Genomic DNA, 22,348 nt, shown 5'->3' with positions numbered 1-22,348 from the left:
GATGATCCGCGCCCTCGCTATCCTGGCGATTGCAACCGGCCTGGGCCTGGCGGCCGGCGTCTGCCGCGCCCAGGTCGAGGGCAAGGACATGAAGGCGGCGTACATCTTCAACTTCGCAATGTTCACGACCTGGCCGGATGCCGCCGCCAAGGGGCCGCTGTTCGTGTGCGTGAATCCGGACAATCCGCTGTGGTCCGCGCTGAGCGCCCTGAACGGCAAGCCGGTCAACGACCGCCCCTGGACCGTGACGGACCTGGCGCATCCGAAAGCCGCGCACTGCGACATCGCCGTGCTGGCGCGCTCGATGGAGCGGCCGGCCGCGTTGGCGGCGGGCGTGCTCGTCGTGCGCGACGGCGCCGGCGGCAAGGCCGCCATCACGCTCGTCGAGGACGATGAACACATCCGCTTCGACATCGACACGCAGGAAGCGGCGAAGAGCGGCCTGCGCTTTTCTTCCCACCTGCTGCGCCTGGCGAGGAACGTGTTATGAACCCGACGACGGCACGCCGCCCCGGAGAACTGAGCCGCATGCTCGGCATGGGCCAGCTGCTGGCCGCGGCCGCCGCGCTCGGCGTGGCCTGCTGCATCCTGCTCGCTTACCAGTTCGTCGCGCTGCGCCGCAACCTCACCGACGACCTCACCGTGCAGGCCGCGATCATCGCCGACAACGTTGCGGCCACATTGATGTTCCACGACCAGGACGCGGCGCACGAGATGCTGCGTTCGTTCCGCCACTCGTCGTTCCTCGCCGCCGCCACGGTGTACGACCGCCAGGACGTCGAATTCGCCGCCTACCGCAACGGTGCCGTCGACGATACGCCGTCGCTGCTGCGCGACTGGACGCTGTTCACGCCGCTCTCGGTGGCGCGGCCCGTCCGCTACCGCGGCATGGCGCTGGGCCGGGTCGTACTGACGGCCGACACGGTCGGCATCCGCAACGGCCTGCTGCGCTACGGCGCCCTGCTGGCCCTGGCCTCGCTGGGCGCGCTGGTGACGACGTCCATGCTCACGCGCCGCACCAAGGCCCGCATGCGCCGCGCCGAATCGCAGCTGAAGCACCTGGCCTACACGGACACCGTGACCGACCTGCCGAACCGCCGCTGCACCTACGAAGCGCTGGAGCTCGAAATCGCCATGCGCACCGAGGGCGGCGGCCGCATCGGCCTGCTCTTGATCGACCTCGACAACTTCAAGGTCGTCAACGACACCGCCGGCCACGCCGCCGGCGACCGCCTGCTGCAACAGGTGGCAAGCCGGCTACGCGCGACGGCGCGCCCCAGCGACCGCATCGGCCGCATCGGCGGCGACGAATTCGCCGTCATCGTCGCCCCGCTCGACGATGCGGCCGAGCTGGAACGCGCGGGCCAGCGCATCGTGGCCGCGCTGCGCCAGCCGCTGCAGGTCGAGGGGATCGAAGTGATGCCCACCGCCAGCATCGGCGCCTGCGTGTTCCCGGACGACGCGCACACGATGAGCGAACTGCTCAGCAACGCCGACGCCGCCCTGTACCGCGCCAAGGGCAAGGGCCGCGACAACGTGGTCCTGTTCGAGCGCGACATGATCCTCGCCACGCAGCGGCGCGCGCGCCTGGAACGCGACCTGCGGCGCCACCTCGAGGCCGGCCTGCTGGAACTGTGCTACCAGCCGCAATACGCCTGCGGCTCGCGCAAGATGGTCGGCGTGGAAGCGCTGCTGCGCTGGCCGCATCCGGATCAGGGTTATATCTCGCCGGCGGAATTCATCCCCATCGCCGAGGAAAGCGGCCTGATCGTCGAAGTCGGCAAGTGGGTGCTGGACCGCGCCTGCCGCGACGCCGTCGCGCTGTACCGCCAGACCGGCACGTGGCTCAGCATGGCCGTCAACGTCTCCGCGCGCCAGCTGCGCGACAAGGATTTCATCCGCGTCGTCGAAAGCACGCTGGCGCACACGGGCCTGCCCGCGGACCGGCTCGAGCTGGAGCTCACGGAAAGCATGCTGATGGAAGACCTGGACGGCGCCGTCGAATTCATGCACAACGTGCGCGCGCTGGGCGTACGCCTGTCGATCGACGACTTCGGCACCGGCTATTCGTCGCTCGCCTACCTGCAGACCTTCCCGATCAACCACCTCAAGATCGACCGCAGCTTCGTCCGCCTGCTGCCCACGTCGGGCACGACGATCGCCGGCGCCGTGATCGCCCTCGCCCACGGCTTCAGGCTGACCGTGGTCGCCGAGGGCGTCGAGGAACCCGAGCAGTTCGAATGGCTGCGCGAGGCGGGCTGCGACTACGTGCAGGGTTACCTGCTGGCGCGCCCGCTGCCGCTGGCGGCCCTGCGTGCGCGCGTGCTCGAGGAATGCGTGCCGGCGGCCTGAGCCGCTTTCAATCCGGCGCCGGCACGTCCACGATCGGGCGCGGAGCGAGCTCCCTTGTTGCGGATCCGCTTCCGGCAACAAACCGTGCCGAACATCAAGCCTTACGGCGCCCGCGCGACGATGGTATCTTGTCGAGGCAAGTCCAGGGGAACCTCTTCAAGGAGAACACACGATGGCAGCGAAAAAGATCCTGTTGTTGACCGGCGATTTTGCGGAAGATTACGAAACCATGGTGCCGTTCCAGGCGCTGCTGGCGGTAGGCCACACGGTGCACGCCGTCTGCCCCGGCAAGAAGAAGGGCGACAAGGTCAAGACCGCGATCCACGATTTCGAAGGTGACCAGACCTACACGGAAAAGCCCGGCCACCAGTTCGCGCTGAACGCCGATTTCGCCGAAGCGAGCGCGGACGACTACGACGCCCTCGTCATCGCGGGCGGCCGCGCGCCGGAATACCTGCGCCTCGATCCGCAGGTGATCGCGCTGGTGCGGGGCTTTGCGCACGCCGACAAGCCGATCGCCGCCGTCTGCCACGGCGCCCAGCTGCTGGCAGCCGCCGACGTCATCCGCGGCAAGCGCGTGTCGGCCTATCCCGCCTGCGCGCCGGAGGTCAAGCTGGCCGGCGGCGAATATGCCGACATCCCGGTCGACCAGGCCGTCACGGACGGCAACCTCGTCACCGCCCCGGCCTGGCCCGCGCATCCGCAATGGATCGCGCAGATCCTCAAGCGGCTCGGGACCGACATAACGCTGTAGTTCGGGCGGTAACGTCAGGCCGCCTCGGCGTTCCCGATCATGTCGGCGGGAACATAGGCGCAAACGCGGTCGCGGCCGCCCTGCTTGGCGCGATACAGCTCTTCGTCGGCGTGCTTGATGACGACACCGACTTCATCGCGCTCGTGGTGCTGTGCCACGCCGAATGACGCCGTGACGCGCAGGCCAACCGGCCACGCCTGCTGGTGCAACCTACGGCGCAGGTTTTCCGCGAGAGTCCGTCCCTGGTGCACGTTGGTCACCGGACAGACGATGAGGAATTCCTCGCCGCCCCAGCGCACGAGGCGGTCCGACGAACGGATGCCGGACGCGATGACGCTGGCAAACTTGCGCAGGACATCGTCGCCCACGTCGTGGCCATGCGTGTCGTTGATCGATTTGAAGTGGTCGATGTCGATGAAGATCACGGCCATCGGATCCGCCAGCAGGCTCGACGTACTCATCAGCGCCGCCCGCAGGCCCTGCCGGTTCAGCGCGCCCGTGAGCGGATCGATGTGCGCCTGCCCGGCCAGGTCGCGGGCCTCGAGCTCGAGCGCCTTGTTGACCTCCTTGAGCAAGGCGATGGCCGCCTCCCGGTCCTTCAATTCCGTACGCAACGACAGCGTGACGGCCACCAGCCAGCCGACGGCGCACAGGACCCAGGCGCTCACCAGCCCCATCAGCAATGTATTCAGGGCGATCACCTTGCCGTGCAACTGCAGTCGGCGCAACGTGAACACATGCACGCCGTCCTTGCCGTCGCCCCTGATCAGCAACTCGACGCGCGCGATATTGTCGACATTGACGGCCGCGTGCTCCATCGACGGCTTGACCATATCCTTCCACCAGGGTGCCACAGCGAACCATTTGAGCGGAATGCGTAACTCGCCGTCGGCCGGCAAATCGAGTTTATCGACCTGGTGGACCTTGAAGGTTTCCCACTGGTCGAGCCGCGTCAACCCTTTCTCGACCTGGGCCAGGGCCATACTGAAGTCCGGGTTCCCGGTGCCGGAATAGTGTCCGTCAATGGTCATGTAATCGAACGTTGACATGTCCATACCCACATTCCCCTTGAGAAGATTGAACGTGAGTTTGCAATATGGCCATCCGTACTTCGGGACGACATGACAATGCACGACCAGGTCGCGCCCTTTCTTTTCGATCACCCCGACCGAAGCGCCGCCTTCGCCGCTGCTGCGATCATCCTCGATCCAGACCTGGAAATGATCGCCGGTCAGCTCAACCACCTCCTCCATGCCGACGCGCTGCCAGGTGAGCAGAACGATCGTCAGCAGCAATAGCCCGCCGAACACGTAACGGGCATAGCCGACGATACGGGCTAACGGCTGAAGCGAGGCGATGGACGCGGACATAATCGTTATACGCTATGACGTCAGGCCGCCGCGGCGTTAGCGATCATGTCGGCCGGAACATAGGCGCAAACGCGGTCGCGGCCGCCCTGCTTGGCGCGATACAGCTCTTCGTCGGCGTGCTTGATGACGACACCGACTTCATCGCGCTCGTGATGCTGCGCCACGCCGAACGAGGCTGTGACATGCAGATCCGCCGGCCACGCCTGCTGGTGCAGCGCACGGCGCAGGTTTTCCGCGAGAGTCCGTCCCTGGTGCACGTTGGTCACCGGGCAGACGATGAGGAATTCCTCGCCGCCCCAGCGCACGAGGCGGTCGGACGAACGGATGCCGGACGCGATGACGCTGGCGAACTTGCGCAGGACATCGTCGCCCACGTCGTGGCCATGCGTGTCGTTGATCGATTTGAAGTGGTCGATGTCGATGAAGATCACGGCCATCGGATCGGCCAGCAGGCTCGACGTGCTCATCAGCGCCGCCCGCAGGCCTTGCCGGTTCAGCACGCCCGTGAGCGGATCGATGTGCGCCTGCCCGGCCAGGTCGCGCGCTTCAAGTTCGAGCGCCTTGTTGACCGTCCTGAGCAGCGCGACGGCCGCCCGGCTGTCCCGCAGTTGCGAGCGCAGCGACAGCGTGAGGATCGCGAGCCAGCCGACGGCGCACGATACCCATGCGGCCACGATCCACATCAGCAGCGTGTCGCGGCTGATCATCTTGCCGTGCAGGCGCAGGGCGTGCAGGGTGAAGACGTGCTCGCCTTCCTTGCCGCCGCCATTGATCATCAATTCCGCGCGCGCGACGTTGTCGACATTGACCGCGGAATGCGCCAGCGTCGGCTTTGCCATGTCCTTCCACCACTGCGCCACGCCAAACCACTTGATCGGTATCACGAAGACTTTGCCATCGGGCGGCAGGTCGAGCGCATCGATCTGGTTGATCTTGTAGGTTTGCCACTGGTCGAGGTGGGTCAGCCCTTCTTCGATATCCGCAAGCACCAGGCCGAATTTCGACGCCCCCGGCCCGGCATATCGCCCCTCGATGGTCAAGAAGTCGAAACGGGACATGTCCATGCCCTTCTCCCCCTTGAGGAAATTGAAACTCAACTTACAGTACGGCCACGGGCTCTTCGACGCGATATGGCAGTGCACGATGAGGTCCTGCCCTTTGCGCTCGAGCGAGGCCACGGAAGCGCCACCGCCCGACCGGTCATCCTCTACCCACAGCGGAACGTGATCGCCGGTCAACTCGACGACCTTTTCCATGCCATAGCGCTGCCATACGAGCAGGATGACCGTGATGAGCAGCAAGCCCGCGAAGACATAGCGGGCATAGCCGAGGAGCCGGACCAGGGGCTGCAGCGAGGTTTCAGTGGAGGGCACCGACATGGTGAGTTTCTTAGAGATTCTTGCGATACAGCAAGATACCTCACCATTTAGGTGCACGCAATAAAACTGAAAAGCAGTGTTGCCAATCGGTATCAGTTAGTGCGAATGGCGAACAAATTGGACGTCGTGGAGGGTTTCAAGTTCAACATCGACGCGGCGCCCGATGCCGGCGGTGGAAGCGTCCCGCAGCGATGATGGCAAGGGCGGGGCATGGACGGCCTGCTGCGCGGAACGTTCAAGAAACGGCGCGCTCGAACTTCATGACCCAATTCGTTTCCCACGTCGCGCCGCCATCCTTCGAGAACGCCTGCTGCCAGCGGGCGCCCGCGGCCGTGATGTCCGTCCAGAGGAAGCGTACGCGGATCGGTTTGCCGTCCAGGGTGTCGTCGGCAAAGAAGGTACCGGTGCCGTCCTTGAACGCGCCCACGACCGGGACGCCCAGGTCATGGGGCTGGCGGCTGTCGAGCCACCAGATCGACCACTGATCCGTCGCCGGATCATAGGCGCGGATCGAGGCCGCACGATAGGTGCCTGTCGGCGTTTCCAGCACGTTGTCGTCGACGTTCGCCTGGCCGTCCAATAGCGGTCGCAGGGAACATGTCCCGCTAAACTCTTCCCATTCGGTGCATCCGACGAGGCGTTCCTTGAGACGCCGATGGCGGACTGTCCAGTGGCCGACGAGGAAATCGAAATCGTTCATGGTGGGATCCTTATGCATGGATGGCCGAACGGACTGTCGGCGCGAGTTTCATGGAATGGGGCGGCTGTTTGAGCCACTGCGACAGGGCCGGCGTCACGTTCCGTTCGATCGGCTCCTTGAACACGGCCACGCTAACGAGCACGTGCTCGCCTTCACGCACGGGCAGCCGCGGGAAATTGTTCGGGCTCGGTTCGGTGACATACCAGCCTTGCGCCAGCGCCCCGTCCCTTTGCAGAACGGACGTCATGCGCTCGCGGCAGACGTCGAGCAGTGCCGGGCCCGCGGCATCGTTCAGGGTGAACACGGTGACGTCCACGAAGCCGTCCGCGCCCCCTGCCCTGCGTGCGGGATCATGCGCGAGACCGGCGCCGTGCCACGCCGGGCGCAGCAGCAGGACGTCGTCGGAATCGATCATGGTCGCGTTCGCCGCGTCGCGATGGGCCGCCCAGACCGGACCGCCGTAGAAGCCTTGCAGGCCGCGTGCACGCGACGGCATGTCGGCAAAACCACGCAGCCAGACGAAGCGGTCCGGATCATCCAGATCGCGGAACTGGCCCATCACGCTCATGCCTTCCGCTTCCTGGGACTCGACGAATTCACGGTCGAACAGCTCGATCAGCGCATCGCGCTTTCGCGGGTGCAGCGTGTACTGGCGCAGTTCGACGACCTGGGGATGTGTCGGTGGCATGGCGGGCTCCTCGTTGGTATCAATGCAGGCAGTATCGAATAGAATATCTGCCACCTGATGTCATATATTCCGCCCGACCATGCGCGCCAGCCGCCTGCTTTCCATCCAAATGATGCTTGAGACACGCGGCCCCATGAGCGCCGCCGCGCTCGCCGCGGCGCTGGAAATCTCCGTGCGCACGCTGCACCGCGACATCGACCAGCTCACCGCAGCCGGTGTGCCGATCTACGCCGAACGGGGCCGCACCGGCGGCTTCCGCCTGCTCGACGGCTGGAACACGCGACTGACCGGCCTGACGCCGGCCGAAGCGCAAGTCGTCTTCCTCAGCGGCCTGGCTGGCCCCGCAGCCGACCTCGGCCTCGACAAGCCGCTGCAGGGCGCGCAACTCAAGTTGCTGACGTCGCTGCCGGAATCGTCGCGCTCGGAAGCGCAGAAGATGCAGTCGCGCTTTCACCTCGACCCGGTCGACTGGTATCGCGAGGCGGATGCGGTGCCGTGCCTGGCGGTCGTCGCCGAAGCACTCTGGTCGGAGAGGCAACTGAGCATGAGCTACGAGAGCTGGCGCGACGAGGTCGAGCGGGTCGTGCATCCGCTGGGGCTCGTGCTGAAGGCGGGTGCGTGGTATCTCGTCGCCGCGGCGGACGGCAAGCCGCGCACGTACCGGATCTCGAACGTGAAACGCGCGGCGATGCTGGAGCAGCGCGCAAAACGGCCGGCGCGGTTCGACCTGGCGCGCTACTGGGCGGAGTCCGTCGCGCGCTTCGAGGCCGAGCTTTATACGGACCATGCGGACGTGCTGGCGACGCCGGCCGGGCTCAAGAGTCTGCGTTACCTGAATGCCGCCGTTGCCCGTGCCGTGGCGGACGCGCGGCCGGCGCGGTGGCGGGATGGGCGGGTCGCGTTGCGGATTCCGGTCGAGTCGGTCGAGCATGGGGCCGGGCAGTTGCTGCGGCTGGCGCCGGAGGTGGAGGTGACGGGGCCGGCCAGGCTCAGGGAAGCGATCGTTTCCAGGTTGCGGTGCCAGTCGGAGATGTATGGCTGCTGATACGCCCCCCGCAATCCGGCCAGTGCCGGCCGCCCGGCCGAACGTCCTACAATAGAACGCCCGGCCGGACACCCGCGCCGGCGTCGACAAGGAGAGCAGCCATGCCAGCCGTCACCGAACGATTCGACGCAGTGATCATCGGCGTGGGCCAGGCGGCGTCCGCCCTGGCCAACCGCCTGGGAACGGCCGGCATGACCGTCGCCGTCATCGAACGCCGTGCCGTGGGCGGCACCTGTGTAAACGTCGGCTGCACGCCCACCAAGGCGATGGTGGCGAGCGCCCGCGTCGCCCGCCTGGCCGCGCGGGCCGGCGAATACGGCGTGACGATCGCGGGCGCGCCCGTGGTCGACATGGCGGCCGTGAACGACCGGACCCGCGCCATCGTCGGCAAAAGCCGCGCTGGACTCGAGCGCTGGATCACCGGGCTGCCCGGCTGCACGCTGATCCACGGCCATGCGCGCTTCGAGAGCGCGCGCACGGTGCGGGCAGGCGACCGTCTTCTGGAGGCGGACAGGATCTTCATCGACGTGGGCGGCCGCGCTTCGGCGTCGAACATCGAAGGACTCGGCGACATCGATTGGCTCAGCAGCAGCGACATGGTGACGCTGCGCGAACTGCCGCGCCACCTGGTCGTCATCGGCGGCAGCTACATCGGACTGGAATTCGCGCAGATGTTCCGCCGTTTCGGTTCGCAGGTGACGGTGGTGGAACGCGGCGCGCGCCTCATGCCGCGCGAGGACCGCGACGTCTCGGACGAGATCCGCGCCATCCTCGAAGCCGAGGGCATCATGTTCAAGCTGGACGCGGAATGCATCCAGGTACGCCCGCATCCGGAAGGCGGCGCGGTGATCACGCATGGCGGCAAGGAACAGACCGTCGGCAGCCACATCCTCGTGGCGGCGGGCCGCGTGCCGAACACGGACGACCTGGGCCTCGACAAGGCCGGCGTGCGCACCGGTCCGCACGGCCATATCGAGGTCGACGAGCAGTTGCGTACGAACGTCCCGGGCATCTGGGCGCTGGGCGACTGCAACGGGCGCGGCGCCTTCACGCACACGGCCTACAACGACTACGAGATCGTCGCCGCCAACCTGCTGGACGGCGCGTCGCGCTCGGTGAACGACCGCATCCCCGTCTATGCACTGTATATCGATCCGCCCCTTGGACGCGTCGGCATGACGGAGGAACAGGCGCTGGCGCAGGGCCGCACCGTACGCGTCGGGAAGCGGCCCATGACGCGCGTGGGACGCGCCGTCGAAAAAGGCGAGTCCCAGGGCTCGATGCGGATCATCGCGGATGGGCAGACGGACGAGATCCTCGGGGCCGCCATCCTCGGCCCCGGCGGCGACGAGGCCGTGCACATGGTGCTGGCTGCAATGGCCGCCGGGATGACCTGCCGGCAGCTGACCCACGTGGTGGCGATCCACCCGACCGTATCCGAGCTGATTCCCACGATCGCCGGCGAGCTGGACGCGCCGCACGCGGGCGCCGGCTGACGCGCGGCGCCGCTGCGCCGAACCATTGACGCATATCGGCATGGGTATGCTGCCGAGATGGCGTCGCATTTTTCATGCATAAGTTGCCTCAAAAATGTTGACGCTGCTGGGCGTTTTCGTAATTGCCACCCGAACAGCTGGTCGGCCAGACTCCTTTCAACTTTCGTTGAACGAGGACGCACGATGTTTTCGGATGCAGCCGCAAAACCGCTACGGACACGCCTGGAATTCGCACCCACCCACCCTGCCGACGGTTCGCTCTTTCTCATCTATATCACGCTGATCTGGATCGGGATGCTGCTCGGCTTCGGTCGTGAGATCGCGCAGCATATCGCGAACAATGCCCCGCCCTACCCCGTGATCCTGCACGTGCATTCCGCCGTGTTCGCCACATGGCTGGTCGCGTTCACCGCGCAAATCCTGCTCGTTCGCGCAGGGAAGCCCGCCCTGCACCGGCGCCTGGGCATCGCGATGGCATTCGGTGTGGGCGTGCTCGCCATCGTCGGCCCGCTGACGGCTTATACGATCCAAAACCTGAAGTTCGGCACGCCGCACAGCGATCCGGCATTCCTGAGCGTGCAACTGGGCGATTTGATTGGTTTCGTTGGCCTGAGTGTGGCGGGCATCGTTCTCCGCAAGCGGGTAGCGGCACACAAGCGCCTGATGATGCTGGCGATCCTGCAACTGAGCACAGCGGGCTTTGCGCGCTGGCTGGGCGGTACGATCAGCGCCGCCTATCCGTTCGGCTACTGGGGGCAGAGTTTCTGGGCGACGTTCCTGATCCTGCACCTGACCAACGACGTGCTCGCGCTCGGCATCGGCGTCCATGACCTGCTGACCCGCGGGCGGTTGCATCCGGCCTACGTGATGGGTCTGGTCTGGAGTTTTGGCTGGCAAGTCACGCACGTCAGCCTGTATCTGTGGCCGGCGTGGTTACCGGTGGCGAAGATGCTGCTGGGGCATTGAGATCAAAAAATCAGGGGCTTGGCGGGTGTTGCGCAAGCCCCTGATTCATTGCGGGTTTTTGGTAGGCCTCCCCGGAGTCGAACCGGGGCACCAACGGATTATGAGTCCGTTTTGCAACCCGCCAATGGTTGTCGATGTCTATCAATTCAACGGCTTACGGAAATTTTACCGTCACTGATCGTCCGCAGAACCGTCATTAAACTGGACAAATTCTGGACGTTGTCCCACTTGGCACTGGGGCGCACATAACTGCATTGGTATCTCTAGCGAACTCGCCGAACTAAGCGGTCCAGCAGAGACGAGCCTTGCGCTGACGTGGGGAACCAGTCACGAATATCACGATATGGCAGACCGTTCTGGTTGTGTACCGAACGCAGCCATTCTGCGATCTTCGCGTAAATTGTTACGCCGTAACCTTTGCTCGAAGCCCCGTACACTTGGTGATCGACCTTGCCATCCTCACAGTATTTTGGATCATCAAGCGTGTGAAACGTCCGACAATTGAATGGACGAGACTCGTACACCGAACATGCGCCATCCTTCGCGAGAAATGGACATGCCATCGTGTGGTTCGTAGAGTATGACGATCCCTGATCGAGCATCGGCCCACCGTTGTGCGTGATGAACTCTGCCTCTAACCTGCTCACGCTAACGTCGATCTTGCAGCAATGCGAGCACCCCTTTTGGCATACTGCGAAAGTCGCCACGAACGCATTGTAACGATCCATGAAAGCGTAGACAGCCGCGAGCTTGTCGAACATGGTCAAGTCACGGGCGTTGATCTTTGTATCGATCAGCACCCGCATTTCACAAACCAGATCTGCTGGGATCGGCGGCAGTGGTCGAATGTCTTTCTTATCGCGAAACTTGATTACAGCCGTATTCATTTCTCTCCCTGCAAAAGTGCCCGAGTTCTAAGGCAACATCGCATTCTATTAGTTTCCGTACGGAAATTGCAAGTAAACGGATGGCATTGCCGCTGGCCGGGTCGACCGGCCAAAACGCTCCTGCATGCCACCGTGACACGAGAAGGGTTCCGCTTCGCTCCAGCCCTAGGGGGCCTCAAATCGCCCTCCTCTCTGTCTTTCAAACCCCAATGCGAGTCTCCAAAATCATGCAGATTCGCAGCCACCGACTTGGCGCGATCGTCAGCATGCCTATTAGCAAACGCGATTCCCTGAGAGATCCCAGTCGCTAGCGGTATTGGCGCCATTCCACCAGAAACCTCCTGTGCGGCCCCGACAGCTTCCGCCTGAGAACTTCTTCTTACGGTAAAATCAAGTATTCACGGATGACATCGACAAGGACCAGCGTGGCCAAGACAGACCGGAAACTCAAGATTAACTACACCGCGTTGCGTAATCGTTGTAGACCCCGCCCCACGTTGGAACGGATGATTATGCAATTTTCTTATCAGGCCGACAGTGATGGGTGGAGTAAAGCCGACATTCTTGATGTAGTGCTGGATGCCTGTACTGCGGAAGACCCAAAAGAACTGGCTAAGTATTGCAGCGAACCTGAAAAGTGAAGTGCGAATCCATGAATATGTCTCGCCAACTGCGGAGGTTTCTTTGCCGGCTCGCCTTGGGCACCTGCGATTGGTCTTCCACCCTGCCCTGTAGGAGCCTTTCCACGCCACAAAACAGACATATCTCATCTACGGAGCTGCAATGACCGGGGAGTACATGTACCAGGAATACCCTAAATGGATGTATCACCAGAAGCGCTGCCCCGCAGGGAAAATTTTCAACTCCGAGGAGGAGTTGCGCGCTGCAGGCCGCGATTGGGTAGACACGCCGGCGAAGTTCTCTAAGCCTTCGGCACTACGGAAAGCCTTGAGCGCCGGACTGAAGTGGGCTGGGGAGAACTGGGCGAAGCTCGCCACGGTCACTGGGACGCTGATGATCGTCGCGATCAAAACGTTCTTCTTCAGTTAAGCGTAATACTGTCCTTAACACATCGAATCGAAAGTGCCAAGCATGAGCAAGTACCCGGAAATTAAGTCGCATGAAGAATACCAGAAGGCCCATCGTACGTGGCAAGAGCGCACAGCTGAGCTGGGACGCAACGTGGATAACAATGATTTTCTCATGAACCGCATTGGCAGTTTGAAAGCAATGGCTGCCGACCTTGCGAAGCTGAAGTTGGACTCCGAAGGCAAACTCATCAACGATTGCGCGGATGGGCTGCAGGTATTGCACGCTAATCGTCGATCTGAAGCCGAGAAGCTCTCAAACCACGTTGACCGGCTGCATGAGCAACTCATCCTTGCTCAGGATAAAGAACTCGATGTGTTCCCTTGGGCTGGTGACGAAGAGTAAGCCCCCGATATGGATTTTTACCTCCAGCCGGCATACTTCGGGGCACCGCCAGCGATGCAAATCACTGAGGACGATTATCTCAAACTTAAAACTGCTTGACTAATTCTTAATGCAGCCTTCTCTTTCGAGGAAAACTATGATCTATTGGTGGGAAATTACCTAGAACTGGAGAAATCGGCCTTAGCCCTGTCAGCTGAAACTATGGCAAGACAGAGCCATGAATATCAAGATATGTTCGAAATCACGGCTGAGATGAATAGGCGGGCAGTTAATTTCCTTAGTTCGGCCAGATTGTTTGTAGACCAAATTCTTCAGAGAGTTAGAGCATGTCGAGTGGACAGAGACGAAGTAAAGAGACGCCTCAGCGTTGAGTACGATCGTGCTTTTGAATACCGATTTATGGAAGCTTTACGAAACCATGTTCAGCACTCTGGTTCGGCAGTTCATGGGCTATCCATTGGCGGAAAATGGACGTCACCCGGCGAGAAAGTTACGCAGGTATTTTCGCTAGGAGTGTTCACGAAAAAACGTTTCCTCGCGCTTGACCCATCGTTCAAGAAAAGCGTATTACTTGAATGCCCTGAAGAAGTTGACTTCCTCAACGCCGCTCGGTGCTACCTTGGAGCGCTCAGTGATGTGCACGATTTCGCCCGCAAGAGTATCGACAAGCCCACAACGGATGCGCGCAACTTGTTCGCTACTGTGATTGAAAAATATAAAGTCTTTTCCGGTAGCTCAGCGTTAGGACTAACCGCATTTTCATCGACTGCGAGAGAAGAGTCAGACGAGATTGCTATCTTCTTAGATTGGGATGAAGTGCGACTAAAACTTTCGGTACGAAACAGAAATCTTAACAATCTAAGTAAAAGTGTGATTGCAAGTACTGGCCGCCGATAATAAAAAAAGGTGGCAGCTACCTGCACTAGAATCCGAAAGCACTGGTAAAGGGAATCTGATGTCATATCGCAACAAGACCTATATCGCCTTCGACGGCGACAATGACATGCATTATTACCGCCTCATGACAGCGTGGAAGGCGAATGACGGCTTTTCGCTTAATTTCCACAACGCACATGATCTAAACAGTGCGCGAGATTCGAGCCAGGAAGAGAGCATCAAGCGCCAGCTTCGGGAGCGCTTTGCAAATTCTATGCTTCTCTTAGTACTAATTGGGCAGAACACCAAATATTTGACCAAGTTCGTGAGTTGGGAGCTTGAGGTTGCGTTGCGGCTCAACTTGCCTATCATTGGCGTGAACTTGAACGGAAGCCGGCAGATTGATGACCGCTGCCCGCCGACGATACGAGACAAACTTGTGGTCTACACCTCATTTAATCACAACATCATCGAATACGCGATGAATCGTTGGCCCGACGAATTCCAAAGGCTGCGCAGTGCGGGCGCGGTAGGCTGCCGTTACTACGCTGACGCCGTGTACCGGCAGCTCGGGCTATGAGGTACTTCTTCGAGTCAATAAGCACGCGGGCTTATTGGCGCTATGCCCTGTTCTCCGGCGAAGCAATTGGGAAGTTCTTTTCTGTCGTGGGGATCTTATATCTTTGCGTCGACTTGGCCGATTCCTTCAACATCTACAAGAAGGACCGTTACAGCTACTACGGTCTGGTTATCTTAGTCGTGCTCGCACTAATGTACGTGCTATCTACGCGGCGACCTCTTTCACGCATCAGCTATAAGATTCCACAAAAGGACTTTGCTGTCGAAGTCTTGATTGGCGACCTTTTCAAAATTCCGGGCGAAGTGATCATCAGCACTAGCTCTACGTTCGATACTGACATGTCATCAGGGTTGATCGCCGCGACGAGCTTACAGGGTCAGTTGGCTACTAACTACTTCAATGGTCAAACGGCGGATATTGATCGTCAAATAGAAATGTCGCTTTCGCGGGAGCAGTTCATCACCAATGACAGACGACCGGGCAAGAAGAAGGAATATCCGATTGGCACCGTCGCTCGCGTGAGTGCGCACAGCAAGAATTTCTACCTTGTGGCGATGTCGCACATGGACGAGAACGGGAATGCTTCGTCAGACTTGAAGATGATTGACGAGGCGCTTGGAAAGCTGTGGCTGAATTTGGCATCTAAAGGCGAGGTCGGAGATATCGTTATGCCGTTAATAGGTACGGGACGCGGACGTGTGGCGTATCCTCGAAAGAAAATGATCGAGCGCATCGCTCAGTCTTTCACCGACGCTTGCAGTCAGCGAGCCTTCTCCAACAAATTGATTATCGTCGTGCGCCCTGAGGACGCGTCGAGGTTTTCGCTAAATCTTTTCCAAGTTCGCGACTATCTAGGACAGAGTCTTCACGCTTGATCAACAACGTCTGTTTGTAGCGGTCTAGTGATGCCGGACACCTCGATAGGTGGATAATTCACCTTCGGAGGAGTTTAGATGACAAGGCAACGCCGCAGTTTTGACCCCAGCCGCAAGCTGGAGGTCGTCCGCATGATCAAGAACAGGGACTGAGCATCTCGCACGTCAGCCAGACGATGGACATTGGCTTGACGGCCATTCGACGTTGGCTGACGCAGTACGAGGCCGAGCAGCAGGGCCAACCCGGCATCGGCAAACCGCTGACGCCGGAGCAGCTGCGTATCCGCCAGCTGCAACAGGAAAACCGTCAACTTCGTGGCGATGTAGAAATATTAAAAAAGGCGTCGGCCTTCTTTGCCCGCGAGCTCAAGTGACCCACCGGCTCATCGACGAGTTGCAGAAGAAGGCCATTCCTGTCACGCAAAGCTGCCGGGTGCTCGGTGTGAGCCGGTCCGGATTTTATGAAGCCAGACAGCGCGCCGAGAAGCCGGCGATTTGCAAAGCCGGCGTGCACGTGCGAGGCGCCTTTGCCGCCAGCGGACAAAGCTATGGCAGCCGTCGCGTTGTGGCCGCCCTTGCAAACCAGGGCGTTCAAATCGGCCGTTACAAGGTGCGCAGTTTGATGCGCCGAGAGCGGCTCAAGCCAGTGTGGAAGCGCAAATTTGTGCACACGACCGACAGCAGGCATGGCCTTTCCGTCGCGCCGAACGTGCTGGCCCGAGAGTTCAACCCGACAGCGCCAAACGTGGCTTACGCCTCCGATATCACATATATCCGGACTGGCGCTGGTTGGCTGTATTTGGCCGTCGTGCTCGATCTTTTCTCACGCAAAATCGTGGGCTGGGCGATGGCACCGACCATGCCGGCAAGCCTGGTGTGCGACGCCTTGAGTATGGCGATTCAGCAGCGCCGGCCGGCGCCAGGACTGATCGTGCATTCCGCCAAGTACGCCAGCGGCCAGTATCAGGCCCTGCTGGCCGAACTCGGTTTCATCTGTAGCATCAGCCGCAAAGGCAACTGCTGGGACAACGCCGTCGCGGAGCGGTTCTTCCTGGACCTGAAAATTGAGCGCGTTTGGCAGCGCAATTACGCGAACCATACCGAAGCCAAGTTCGATATCGCGGCATACATCGTCGAATTCTACAACAGCCAGCGCCTGCATTCGGTACTGGGTAATCTGCCGCCCAGCGTTTATGAACGCAATATGGCAGCGAAAAACCTATTGCGGTGTCCGAAATTACTTGACCACTACACAAGGCTGGCTCAACCTCCAGAATGCATATGATCTTCGCGTCGCCGAGATATCTACAGGCAAATACATTTCAACAGAGATTAGACCTCTAGCGTTGATAGATTGATCCAGCCAAACTGGACAAAATCTGGACAAAGATTTTTCAAAGAAATAAAAAAGGGGTTACGCCATTACGTAACCCCTTGTTTTCAAATATAAATTTGGTAGGCCTCCCCGGAGTCGAACCGGGCACCAACGGATTATGAGTCCGCTGCTCTAACCAGGCATGAGCTAGAGGCCCGAAACTGGTACATCCGAAGACGCTAAAAACTCGCCACTTGTGGTCGCGAAGCGGCCGAAGTGGCCGAAGTGGCCGAAGTGGCCGAAGTGGCCGAAGTGGCCGAAGTGGCCGAAGTGGCGAGAGGATATTGTGTTAGCGTAGGTCCGTCAAGCCTCAGCCGCTGTTGTTCTCGAGGAAGCTCTTCAGCTTGTCGGAACGCGACGGGTGGCGCAGCTTGCGCAGCGCTTTCGCTTCGATCTGGCGAATGCGTTCGCGCGTCACGTCGAATTGCTTGCCGACCTCTTCCAGCGTGTGGTCGGTCGACATTTCGATGCCGAAGCGCATGCGCAGCACCTTCGCTTCGCGCGGCGTCAGCGAGTCGAGCACGTCCTTGACCACACCGCGCATCGAGGCGTGCAGCGCCGCGTCCGAAGGCGCCAGCGTGTTGTTGTCCTCGATAAAGTCGCCCAGATGCGAATCGTCGTCGTCACCGATCGGCGTTTCCATCGAGATCGGCTCTTTCGCGATCTTCATGATCTTCCGGATCTTATCTTCCGGCATTTCCATCTTGATCGCGAGGGTGGCCGGATCCGGCTCGGCGCCCGTTTCCTGCAGGATCTGGCGCGAGATCCGGTTCATCTTGTTGATCGTTTCGATCATGTGCACCGGAATACGGATCGTGCGCGCCTGGTCCGCGATCGAGCGGGTAATGGCCTGGCGAATCCACCACGTCGCATACGTCGAGAATTTATAGCCGCGACGGTATTCGAACTTGTCCACCGCCTTCATCAGGCCGATATTGCCTTCCTGGATCAGGTCGAGGAATTGCAGGCCGCGGTTCGTGTATTTCTTCGCGATCGAGATGACGAGACGCAGGTTAGCTTCCGTCATTTCGCGCTTGGCCTTGCGCGCCTTCATTTCACCGGCCGCCATCTGGCGGTTGATGTTGCGCAGGTCCGGCAGCGGCAGGACGACGCGGGCTTGCAGGTCGATCAGGCGTTGCTGCAACTCCTTGATCGTCGGGATATTGCGGCCGAGGATCGCGCTGTACGCGTGCCCGGCGTTCACTTCGCCGTCGACCCAGTCGAGGTTCGTCTCGTTGCCCGGGAAGACCTTGATGAAGTGGGCGCGCGGCATGCCGCAGCGGTTCACGGCCACGTCCAGGATCTGCTTCTCGATATGGCGCACTTCGTCGACCTGGCCGCGCAGGGTGTCGCACAGCTTTTCGACGACCTTGGCCGTGAAGCGGATGCCGAGCAGTTCGTTCGAGATCGCTTCCTGGGCCTTGACGTAGCCGTCGGAGTTATAGCCCTGCTTCTCGTAGGCCTTGCGCATCTTGTCGAACTGCTGTTCGATTTCGCGGAATTTGTCGAGAGCCGAGTTCTTCAGCTGCTCGAGCTGTTCGGCGGAATAGCCGGCCGCGCCGGAACCCGCGTTCGCCTCTTCTTCCTCTTCCTCTTCTTCCTCTTCCTCGTCGTCGTCCTCATCGTCGTCGGACTCGGTCGACGTCGGAGCGACGGCCGCCGGGGACGTCGCTTCGTCCTCTTCCGGATCAACCATGCCGTCGACGATTTCGTCGATCTTGATCTCGTCCTGCTCGATGCGGCGGGCGGCGTCGATGATCTCGGCGATCGTCACCGGGCAGGCGGAGATCGCCTGGATCATGTCGCGCAGGCCGTCTTCGATGCGCTTGGCGATCTCGATCTCGCCTTCGCGGGTCAGCAGTTCGACCGAGCCCATCTCGCGCATGTACATGCGCACGGGGTCCGTCGTGCGGCCGAAATCGGAGTCGACGGTCGACAGCGCCGCTTCGGCGGCAGCCTCGGCTTCGTCGTCGCTGGTGACGGTGGCGACGTTATCGGACAGCAGCAGCGTTTCGGCATCGGGCGCGTGCTCGTAGACGGCAATGCCCATGTCGTTAAACGTGCCGATGATGCCTTCGATCGCTTCCGGATCGACGATGTTGTCCGGCAGATGGTCGTTGATCTCGGAATACGTGAGGAAGCCGCGCTCCTTGCCCGACTTGATCAGGGCCTTGAGCTTCTGGCGACGGATTTCCAGTTCCTCTTCGCTCGCTTCCGTGTCCGACGAGAACGCATCTTTCAGCAGCGCTTTTTCCTTGGCCTTGCGGTCCTTGGCCTTGGCCTTGTCGACCGCTTTCAGCTCGGCGCGCTCGACCGCGTTCAGGGCGGCGACTTCGTCGTTCTCGGGCGTGAATTCCTTGGGCTTGCGGCCACGGCGGCCTGGCACCTTGACGGCCGGCAGCACGTAGCCCGACGTATCGATTGCGGCGAGGGCTTCCGCATCGGTCGTCTGGTTGACTGGGGCGACACCCGCAACGCGAGCTTCCGCCTTGTCTTGCGAATTGTCCACTTTAGCGGACATTCTGGTGGATTTGGTAGCCACTTTGGTTTCGGGTTTCTTGGTTGGCACAGGCGCTTTCGAAGTCACAACGACCACTTTACGATGGTTAAAGATAAAGTTTTGTTACCTTACATCACGCTGCAGGCACATACTGTTTGCCCCACTAACTGAAACACCTCGCCTGAATTGTCACGAAAAATCGTTTCAATGCTTGCAATAGTTAGCGTTTTATTATAGCACGCGCCCCTGTTCTTTCCAGTCAAGAACGGCGCCTCGGCAACCCTCCCCGATCAGGCGAATTTCGCAGGGGTGTCGTTCGCTGCCTCCCGGGCCAAGAGGTCCTGCTGAGCTGTGATTTCGCGATAGCGGGCACTCACCTGATCTGGGGTCAATCCGGAAGAAAACAACTGGTTCAACTCCTGTTTCAGCACGTCCATCTTGACTTGCCTCACAGCACTCGTCAGCCACACGCGGTCCGCGTCGATATCCGATTCGGGTTCGACCGCGATCGATGCGATCAGGTTGTCGTACTCCGAACTCGCTTCCTTCAATTGCTCGGACAACGCGGCAAACGTACCGTTCGGTCCCAACGCCTGCGCCATCGCCACGAGCTGGCGCAGGCGTTCGGCCTGCTCGGTGCCGAAGTGGTCGAAGGCGCGCAAGGCCGACTCGTCCAGGCCCAGCGCCAGCGCCGGATGCGACACCAGGATGCGCGACATCTGCAATTCCAGGCCGACCGGTTCCGGACGCCCCTGGCGCGGCGGCGCCTTCCTGGCCACCGCCACCGGCTTGGACAATTCAAACAACGTTTCGATCTCCGCCGGCGTTGACTCCGTCAGGTTCGCCAGGCCGCGCACGATCTGCAGGCGCAAGGCCGACGGCGTCATCGCCTGCAGCAGCGGTTTCGCGTCGAACTGGACGCGCGCCCGGCCTTCCGGCGTGTCGAGATCATGCTCCGTCGTAACCTCGCGCAACAGGAATTGCGACAGCGGCATCGCCTCGTTGATTTCCTGGGCGAATGCGTCCCCGCCGAATTCGCGCACATAGCTGTCCGGATCATGCTCTTGCGGCAAGAACAGGAACCGGATCGTCTTGTTGTCCGTCACTTGCGGCAGACACGCTTCCAGCGCGCGGCGGGCGGCGCGGCGGCCGGCCTTGTCGCCGTCGAAGCTGAAGATGACGTTGTCCGTTTGGCGCAGCAGCTTTTGCACGTGGGTACTGGTACACGCCGTGCCAAGCGTCGCGACGGCTTGCGGGAAGCCGAGCTGGGCCAGCGCGACGACGTCCATATAACCTTCGGTCACCAGCACGTAGCCGGCGTCGCGGATCGCCTGGCGCGCCTCGAACAGGCCGTACAGTTCATGTCCCTTCTGGAACAGCGGGGTTTCCGGCGAGTTCAGGTATTTGGGTTCGCCACCGTCCATCACGCGGCCGCCAAAGCCGATCACCTGCCCTTTCGTGTTCCGGATCGGGAACATGATCCGTTCACGAAAACGGTCGTACCGCTTCTTGTTGTTGCCATCCTCGTCGACCTTGTCGATGACGAGGCCGGATTCGACGAGCGCCAGCGCATCGTAGTCGCGGAAGACGGAACGCAGATTGTCCCAACCGCCCGGCGCATAGCCGAGGCCGAAGCGGGCGGCGACCTCTCCCGTCAGGCCGCGGCCTTTCAGATAGGCGATGGCGTTCGGCGCCGTGCGCAGCTGGGCGCGGTAGAAGTCGCAGGCCTGGTTCAGCGCGTCCGTCAGCGCCAGGGTCTGCGCCTGCTGGGCGGCGCGCTGGGCCGGCGGGATCTTGTCGTCCTCCTGGGGGACGATCATGCCCACGCTTTGTGCGAGGTCCTTGACGGCGTCGACGAAGCCCATGCCCGAGTATTCGATCATGAAGCCGATGGCGGTGCCGTGGGCGCCGCAGCCGAAGCAGTGATAGAACTGCTTGGTCGGGCTGACGGTGAAGCTGGGGGATTTCTCGTTGTGAAACGGACAGAGCCCCATGTAATTGGCGCCGCCCTTTTTCAGCTGCACGTAACGCCCCACCACGTCGACAATGTCAACGCGGTTGAGCAGATCGGTAATGAATGATTGCGGAATCACTTGATCTAACTAACAGTATTTGTCTCAGGTCAGACTATACCGCAGGGCTCGTTACAAGTTGATTTGCAACAATGCAACATGGCGTTGCCGCTCCGGTGCATCAAAAACAGACACGGCCGTGGCGGCGGTGCCGCAGCCGTGCCACCAGGCATCAGCCGCCTGCGAGCGCTTTCTTGACCTGGGCCGAGACGGCCGTCATGTCGGCGCGGCCGGCCAGTTTCGGTTTCAGGATGCCCATCACCTTGCCCATGTCCTGCGGACCGGCGGCGCCCGATGCGGCGACGGCTGCGGCCACTTCGGCGGCGACTTCCTCATCCGACAGGCCGGCCGGCATGTAGGCCGACAGCACGGCCAGTTCCGACTTTTCCTTGTCGGCCAGATCCTGGCGGCCGCCATTTTCGAACTGGGTGATCGAATCCTTGCGCTGCTTGATCATCTTTTCGACGACGGCCACCACCTGCGCATCGTCCAGCTCGATGCGTTCGTCCACTTCTTTCCGCTTGATCTCGGCGATCAGGAGACGGACCGTGGTAAGACGCTCGCTGTCCTTGGCGCGCATGGCGGCTTTCATGTCGTCGGTGATTTGGTCTTTCAAGCTCATGGATACTCCGTTCGATAGGGACAAAAGGCAAAAACCCGCTGCGGCACAACCGGAGCGGGCTTCGTCGAATTCAGGCTTTGCAACGCCGGGACTGGCAGTGGCCGTCACCGGGGAAAGCGTGAATATAAATCAGTACAGCTTCTTCGGCAGTTGCTGGCTGCGGATGCGCTTGTAGTGACGCTTCACGGCAGCGGCCAGCTTGCGCTTGCGCTCTGCGGTCGGCTTCTCGTAGAACTCGCGTGCGCGCAGTTCAGTCAGCAGACCGGTTTTTTCGATAGTGCGCTTGAAGCGACGCATAGCGACTTCGAACGGCTCGTTTTCTTTAAGGCGGATAGTGGTCATGTAAAAATGAAACCGTTGGATTTAGGGAAGAACGA

The 22,348-nt window shown here is 61.1% G+C and carries 21 protein-coding genes, 1 tRNA gene and 1 pseudogene; 13 read left to right on the top strand and 10 right to left on the bottom strand.

The window, feature by feature from the left end; translation table 11 throughout:
• Window position 1: 1 nt before the first annotated feature.
• The 3 genes from ACL58G_RS09295 (at window position 2) to ACL58G_RS09285 (ending at window position 3,106) form a co-directional block, all read left to right on the top strand.
• Window positions 2-490, top strand: coding sequence for a YfiR family protein (locus ACL58G_RS09295; protein WP_413382582.1), 489 nt, complete (start codon window positions 2-4; stop codon window positions 488-490).
• Window positions 487-2,352 (top strand): putative bifunctional diguanylate cyclase/phosphodiesterase, encoded by a 1,866-nt coding sequence (locus tag ACL58G_RS09290; protein WP_413382579.1) that lies wholly within the window; start codon window positions 487-489, stop codon window positions 2,350-2,352. The genes ACL58G_RS09295 and ACL58G_RS09290 overlap by 4 nt, the downstream gene beginning before the upstream one ends.
• A 172-nt stretch (window positions 2,353-2,524) precedes the next feature.
• On the top strand, window positions 2,525-3,106 hold the full coding sequence (locus ACL58G_RS09285; protein WP_440966460.1) for a DJ-1/PfpI family protein: 582 nt from the start codon (window positions 2,525-2,527) through the stop codon (window positions 3,104-3,106).
• Between the two features lie 14 nt (window positions 3,107-3,120).
• Here the strand turns inward: ACL58G_RS09285 and ACL58G_RS09280 are convergent, their stop codons facing one another.
• The 4 genes from ACL58G_RS09280 to ACL58G_RS09265 form a co-directional block, all read right to left on the bottom strand.
• A complete protein-coding gene (locus ACL58G_RS09280; RefSeq protein ID WP_440966458.1) occupies window positions 3,121-4,476 on the bottom strand; it encodes a GGDEF domain-containing protein in 1,356 nt (451 codons plus the stop codon).
• Between the two features lie 20 nt (window positions 4,477-4,496).
• Window positions 4,497-5,855, bottom strand: a complete 1,359-nt coding sequence (locus tag ACL58G_RS09275; RefSeq protein WP_440966456.1) for a GGDEF domain-containing protein — start codon at window positions 5,853-5,855, stop codon at window positions 4,497-4,499.
• Between the two features lie 235 nt (window positions 5,856-6,090).
• Entirely contained in the window at window positions 6,091-6,555 is a 465-nt protein-coding gene (locus ACL58G_RS09270; RefSeq protein ID WP_440966454.1) for a DUF1579 domain-containing protein, read from the bottom strand.
• Between the two features lie 10 nt (window positions 6,556-6,565).
• Window positions 6,566-7,243, bottom strand: coding sequence for an NIPSNAP family protein (locus ACL58G_RS09265; protein ID WP_440966452.1), 678 nt, complete (start codon window positions 7,241-7,243; stop codon window positions 6,566-6,568).
• 79 nt (window positions 7,244-7,322) lie between these two features.
• Between ACL58G_RS09265 and ACL58G_RS09260 the strand changes: the two genes are divergently transcribed.
• The 3 genes from ACL58G_RS09260 to ACL58G_RS09250 all read left to right on the top strand — a co-directional run bounded on the left by ACL58G_RS09260 (window position 7,323) and on the right by ACL58G_RS09250 (window position 10,750).
• The gene (locus ACL58G_RS09260) at window positions 7,323-8,288 is read left to right on the top strand and encodes a helix-turn-helix transcriptional regulator (RefSeq protein WP_440966450.1); all 966 of its coding nucleotides are present in this window, start codon (window positions 7,323-7,325) and stop codon (window positions 8,286-8,288) included.
• A 101-nt stretch (window positions 8,289-8,389) separates the two neighbouring features.
• A complete protein-coding gene (locus tag ACL58G_RS09255) occupies window positions 8,390-9,784 on the top strand; it encodes an FAD-containing oxidoreductase (RefSeq protein WP_440966449.1) in 1,395 nt (464 codons plus the stop codon).
• Window positions 9,785-9,967: 183 nt separating this feature from the next.
• A complete protein-coding gene (locus ACL58G_RS09250) occupies window positions 9,968-10,750 on the top strand; it encodes a hypothetical protein (protein ID WP_440966447.1) in 783 nt (260 codons plus the stop codon).
• Window positions 10,751-11,013: 263 nt separating this feature from the next.
• Here the strand turns inward: ACL58G_RS09250 and ACL58G_RS09245 are convergent, their stop codons facing one another.
• Complete coding sequence (locus tag ACL58G_RS09245) at window positions 11,014-11,637, bottom strand: YkgJ family cysteine cluster protein (protein WP_440966445.1); 624 nt, start codon at window positions 11,635-11,637, stop codon at window positions 11,014-11,016.
• 425 nt (window positions 11,638-12,062) lie between these two features.
• Between ACL58G_RS09245 and ACL58G_RS09240 the strand changes: the two genes are divergently transcribed.
• From ACL58G_RS09240 to ACL58G_RS09210, 7 genes and pseudogenes are all read left to right on the top strand, one after another.
• Window positions 12,063-12,278: a hypothetical protein gene (locus tag ACL58G_RS09240; protein WP_440966444.1), complete on the top strand. Its 216-nt coding sequence runs from the start codon at window positions 12,063-12,065 to the stop codon at window positions 12,276-12,278.
• 142 nt (window positions 12,279-12,420) lie between these two features.
• Entirely contained in the window at window positions 12,421-12,687 is a 267-nt protein-coding gene (locus ACL58G_RS09235; RefSeq protein WP_440966443.1) for a hypothetical protein, read from the top strand.
• Between the two features lie 42 nt (window positions 12,688-12,729).
• Window positions 12,730-13,071: a hypothetical protein gene (locus tag ACL58G_RS09230; RefSeq protein WP_440966441.1), complete on the top strand. Its 342-nt coding sequence runs from the start codon at window positions 12,730-12,732 to the stop codon at window positions 13,069-13,071.
• Between the two features lie 147 nt (window positions 13,072-13,218).
• Window positions 13,219-13,968, top strand: a complete 750-nt coding sequence (locus ACL58G_RS09225; RefSeq protein WP_440966440.1) for a hypothetical protein — start codon at window positions 13,219-13,221, stop codon at window positions 13,966-13,968.
• Window positions 13,946-14,527 (top strand): TIR domain-containing protein, encoded by a 582-nt coding sequence (locus ACL58G_RS09220; protein WP_440966438.1) that lies wholly within the window; start codon window positions 13,946-13,948, stop codon window positions 14,525-14,527. The genes ACL58G_RS09225 and ACL58G_RS09220 overlap by 23 nt, the downstream gene beginning before the upstream one ends.
• Complete coding sequence (locus tag ACL58G_RS09215; protein WP_440966436.1) at window positions 14,524-15,402, top strand: macro domain-containing protein; 879 nt, start codon at window positions 14,524-14,526, stop codon at window positions 15,400-15,402. Before ACL58G_RS09220 ends, ACL58G_RS09215 begins: the two co-directional genes overlap by 4 nt.
• A 78-nt stretch (window positions 15,403-15,480) precedes the next feature.
• Window positions 15,481-16,687 (top strand): annotated as a pseudogene (locus ACL58G_RS09210) (IS3 family transposase).
• A 168-nt stretch (window positions 16,688-16,855) separates the two neighbouring features.
• Here the strand turns inward: ACL58G_RS09210 and ACL58G_RS09205 are convergent.
• The 5 genes from ACL58G_RS09205 to rpsU all read right to left on the bottom strand — a co-directional run bounded on the left by ACL58G_RS09205 (window position 16,856) and on the right by rpsU (window position 22,313).
• Window positions 16,856-16,934: transfer RNA gene (locus ACL58G_RS09205), tRNA-Ile, on the bottom strand.
• A gap of 153 nt (window positions 16,935-17,087) precedes the next feature.
• Window positions 17,088-19,298, bottom strand: coding sequence for an RNA polymerase sigma factor RpoD (gene rpoD / locus ACL58G_RS09200; protein WP_440966434.1), 2,211 nt, complete (start codon window positions 19,296-19,298; stop codon window positions 17,088-17,090).
• Window positions 19,299-19,567: 269 nt separating this feature from the next.
• A complete protein-coding gene (gene dnaG, locus ACL58G_RS09195) occupies window positions 19,568-21,370 on the bottom strand; it encodes a DNA primase (RefSeq protein ID WP_413337598.1) in 1,803 nt (600 codons plus the stop codon).
• Window positions 21,371-21,521: 151 nt separating this feature from the next.
• A complete protein-coding gene (locus ACL58G_RS09190) occupies window positions 21,522-21,971 on the bottom strand; it encodes a GatB/YqeY domain-containing protein (protein WP_413337597.1) in 450 nt (149 codons plus the stop codon).
• A gap of 129 nt (window positions 21,972-22,100) precedes the next feature.
• Window positions 22,101-22,313, bottom strand: coding sequence for a 30S ribosomal protein S21 (gene rpsU, locus ACL58G_RS09185; protein WP_005665410.1), 213 nt, complete (start codon window positions 22,311-22,313; stop codon window positions 22,101-22,103).
• Window positions 22,314-22,348: the final 35 nt, after the last annotated feature.

The organism is Massilia sp. GER05 (assembly GCF_052056005.1).
Lineage (GTDB): Bacteria > Pseudomonadota > Gammaproteobacteria > Burkholderiales > Burkholderiaceae_D > Telluria > Telluria orientalis.
This window is presented reverse-complemented; position numbering and strand designations above follow the sequence as displayed.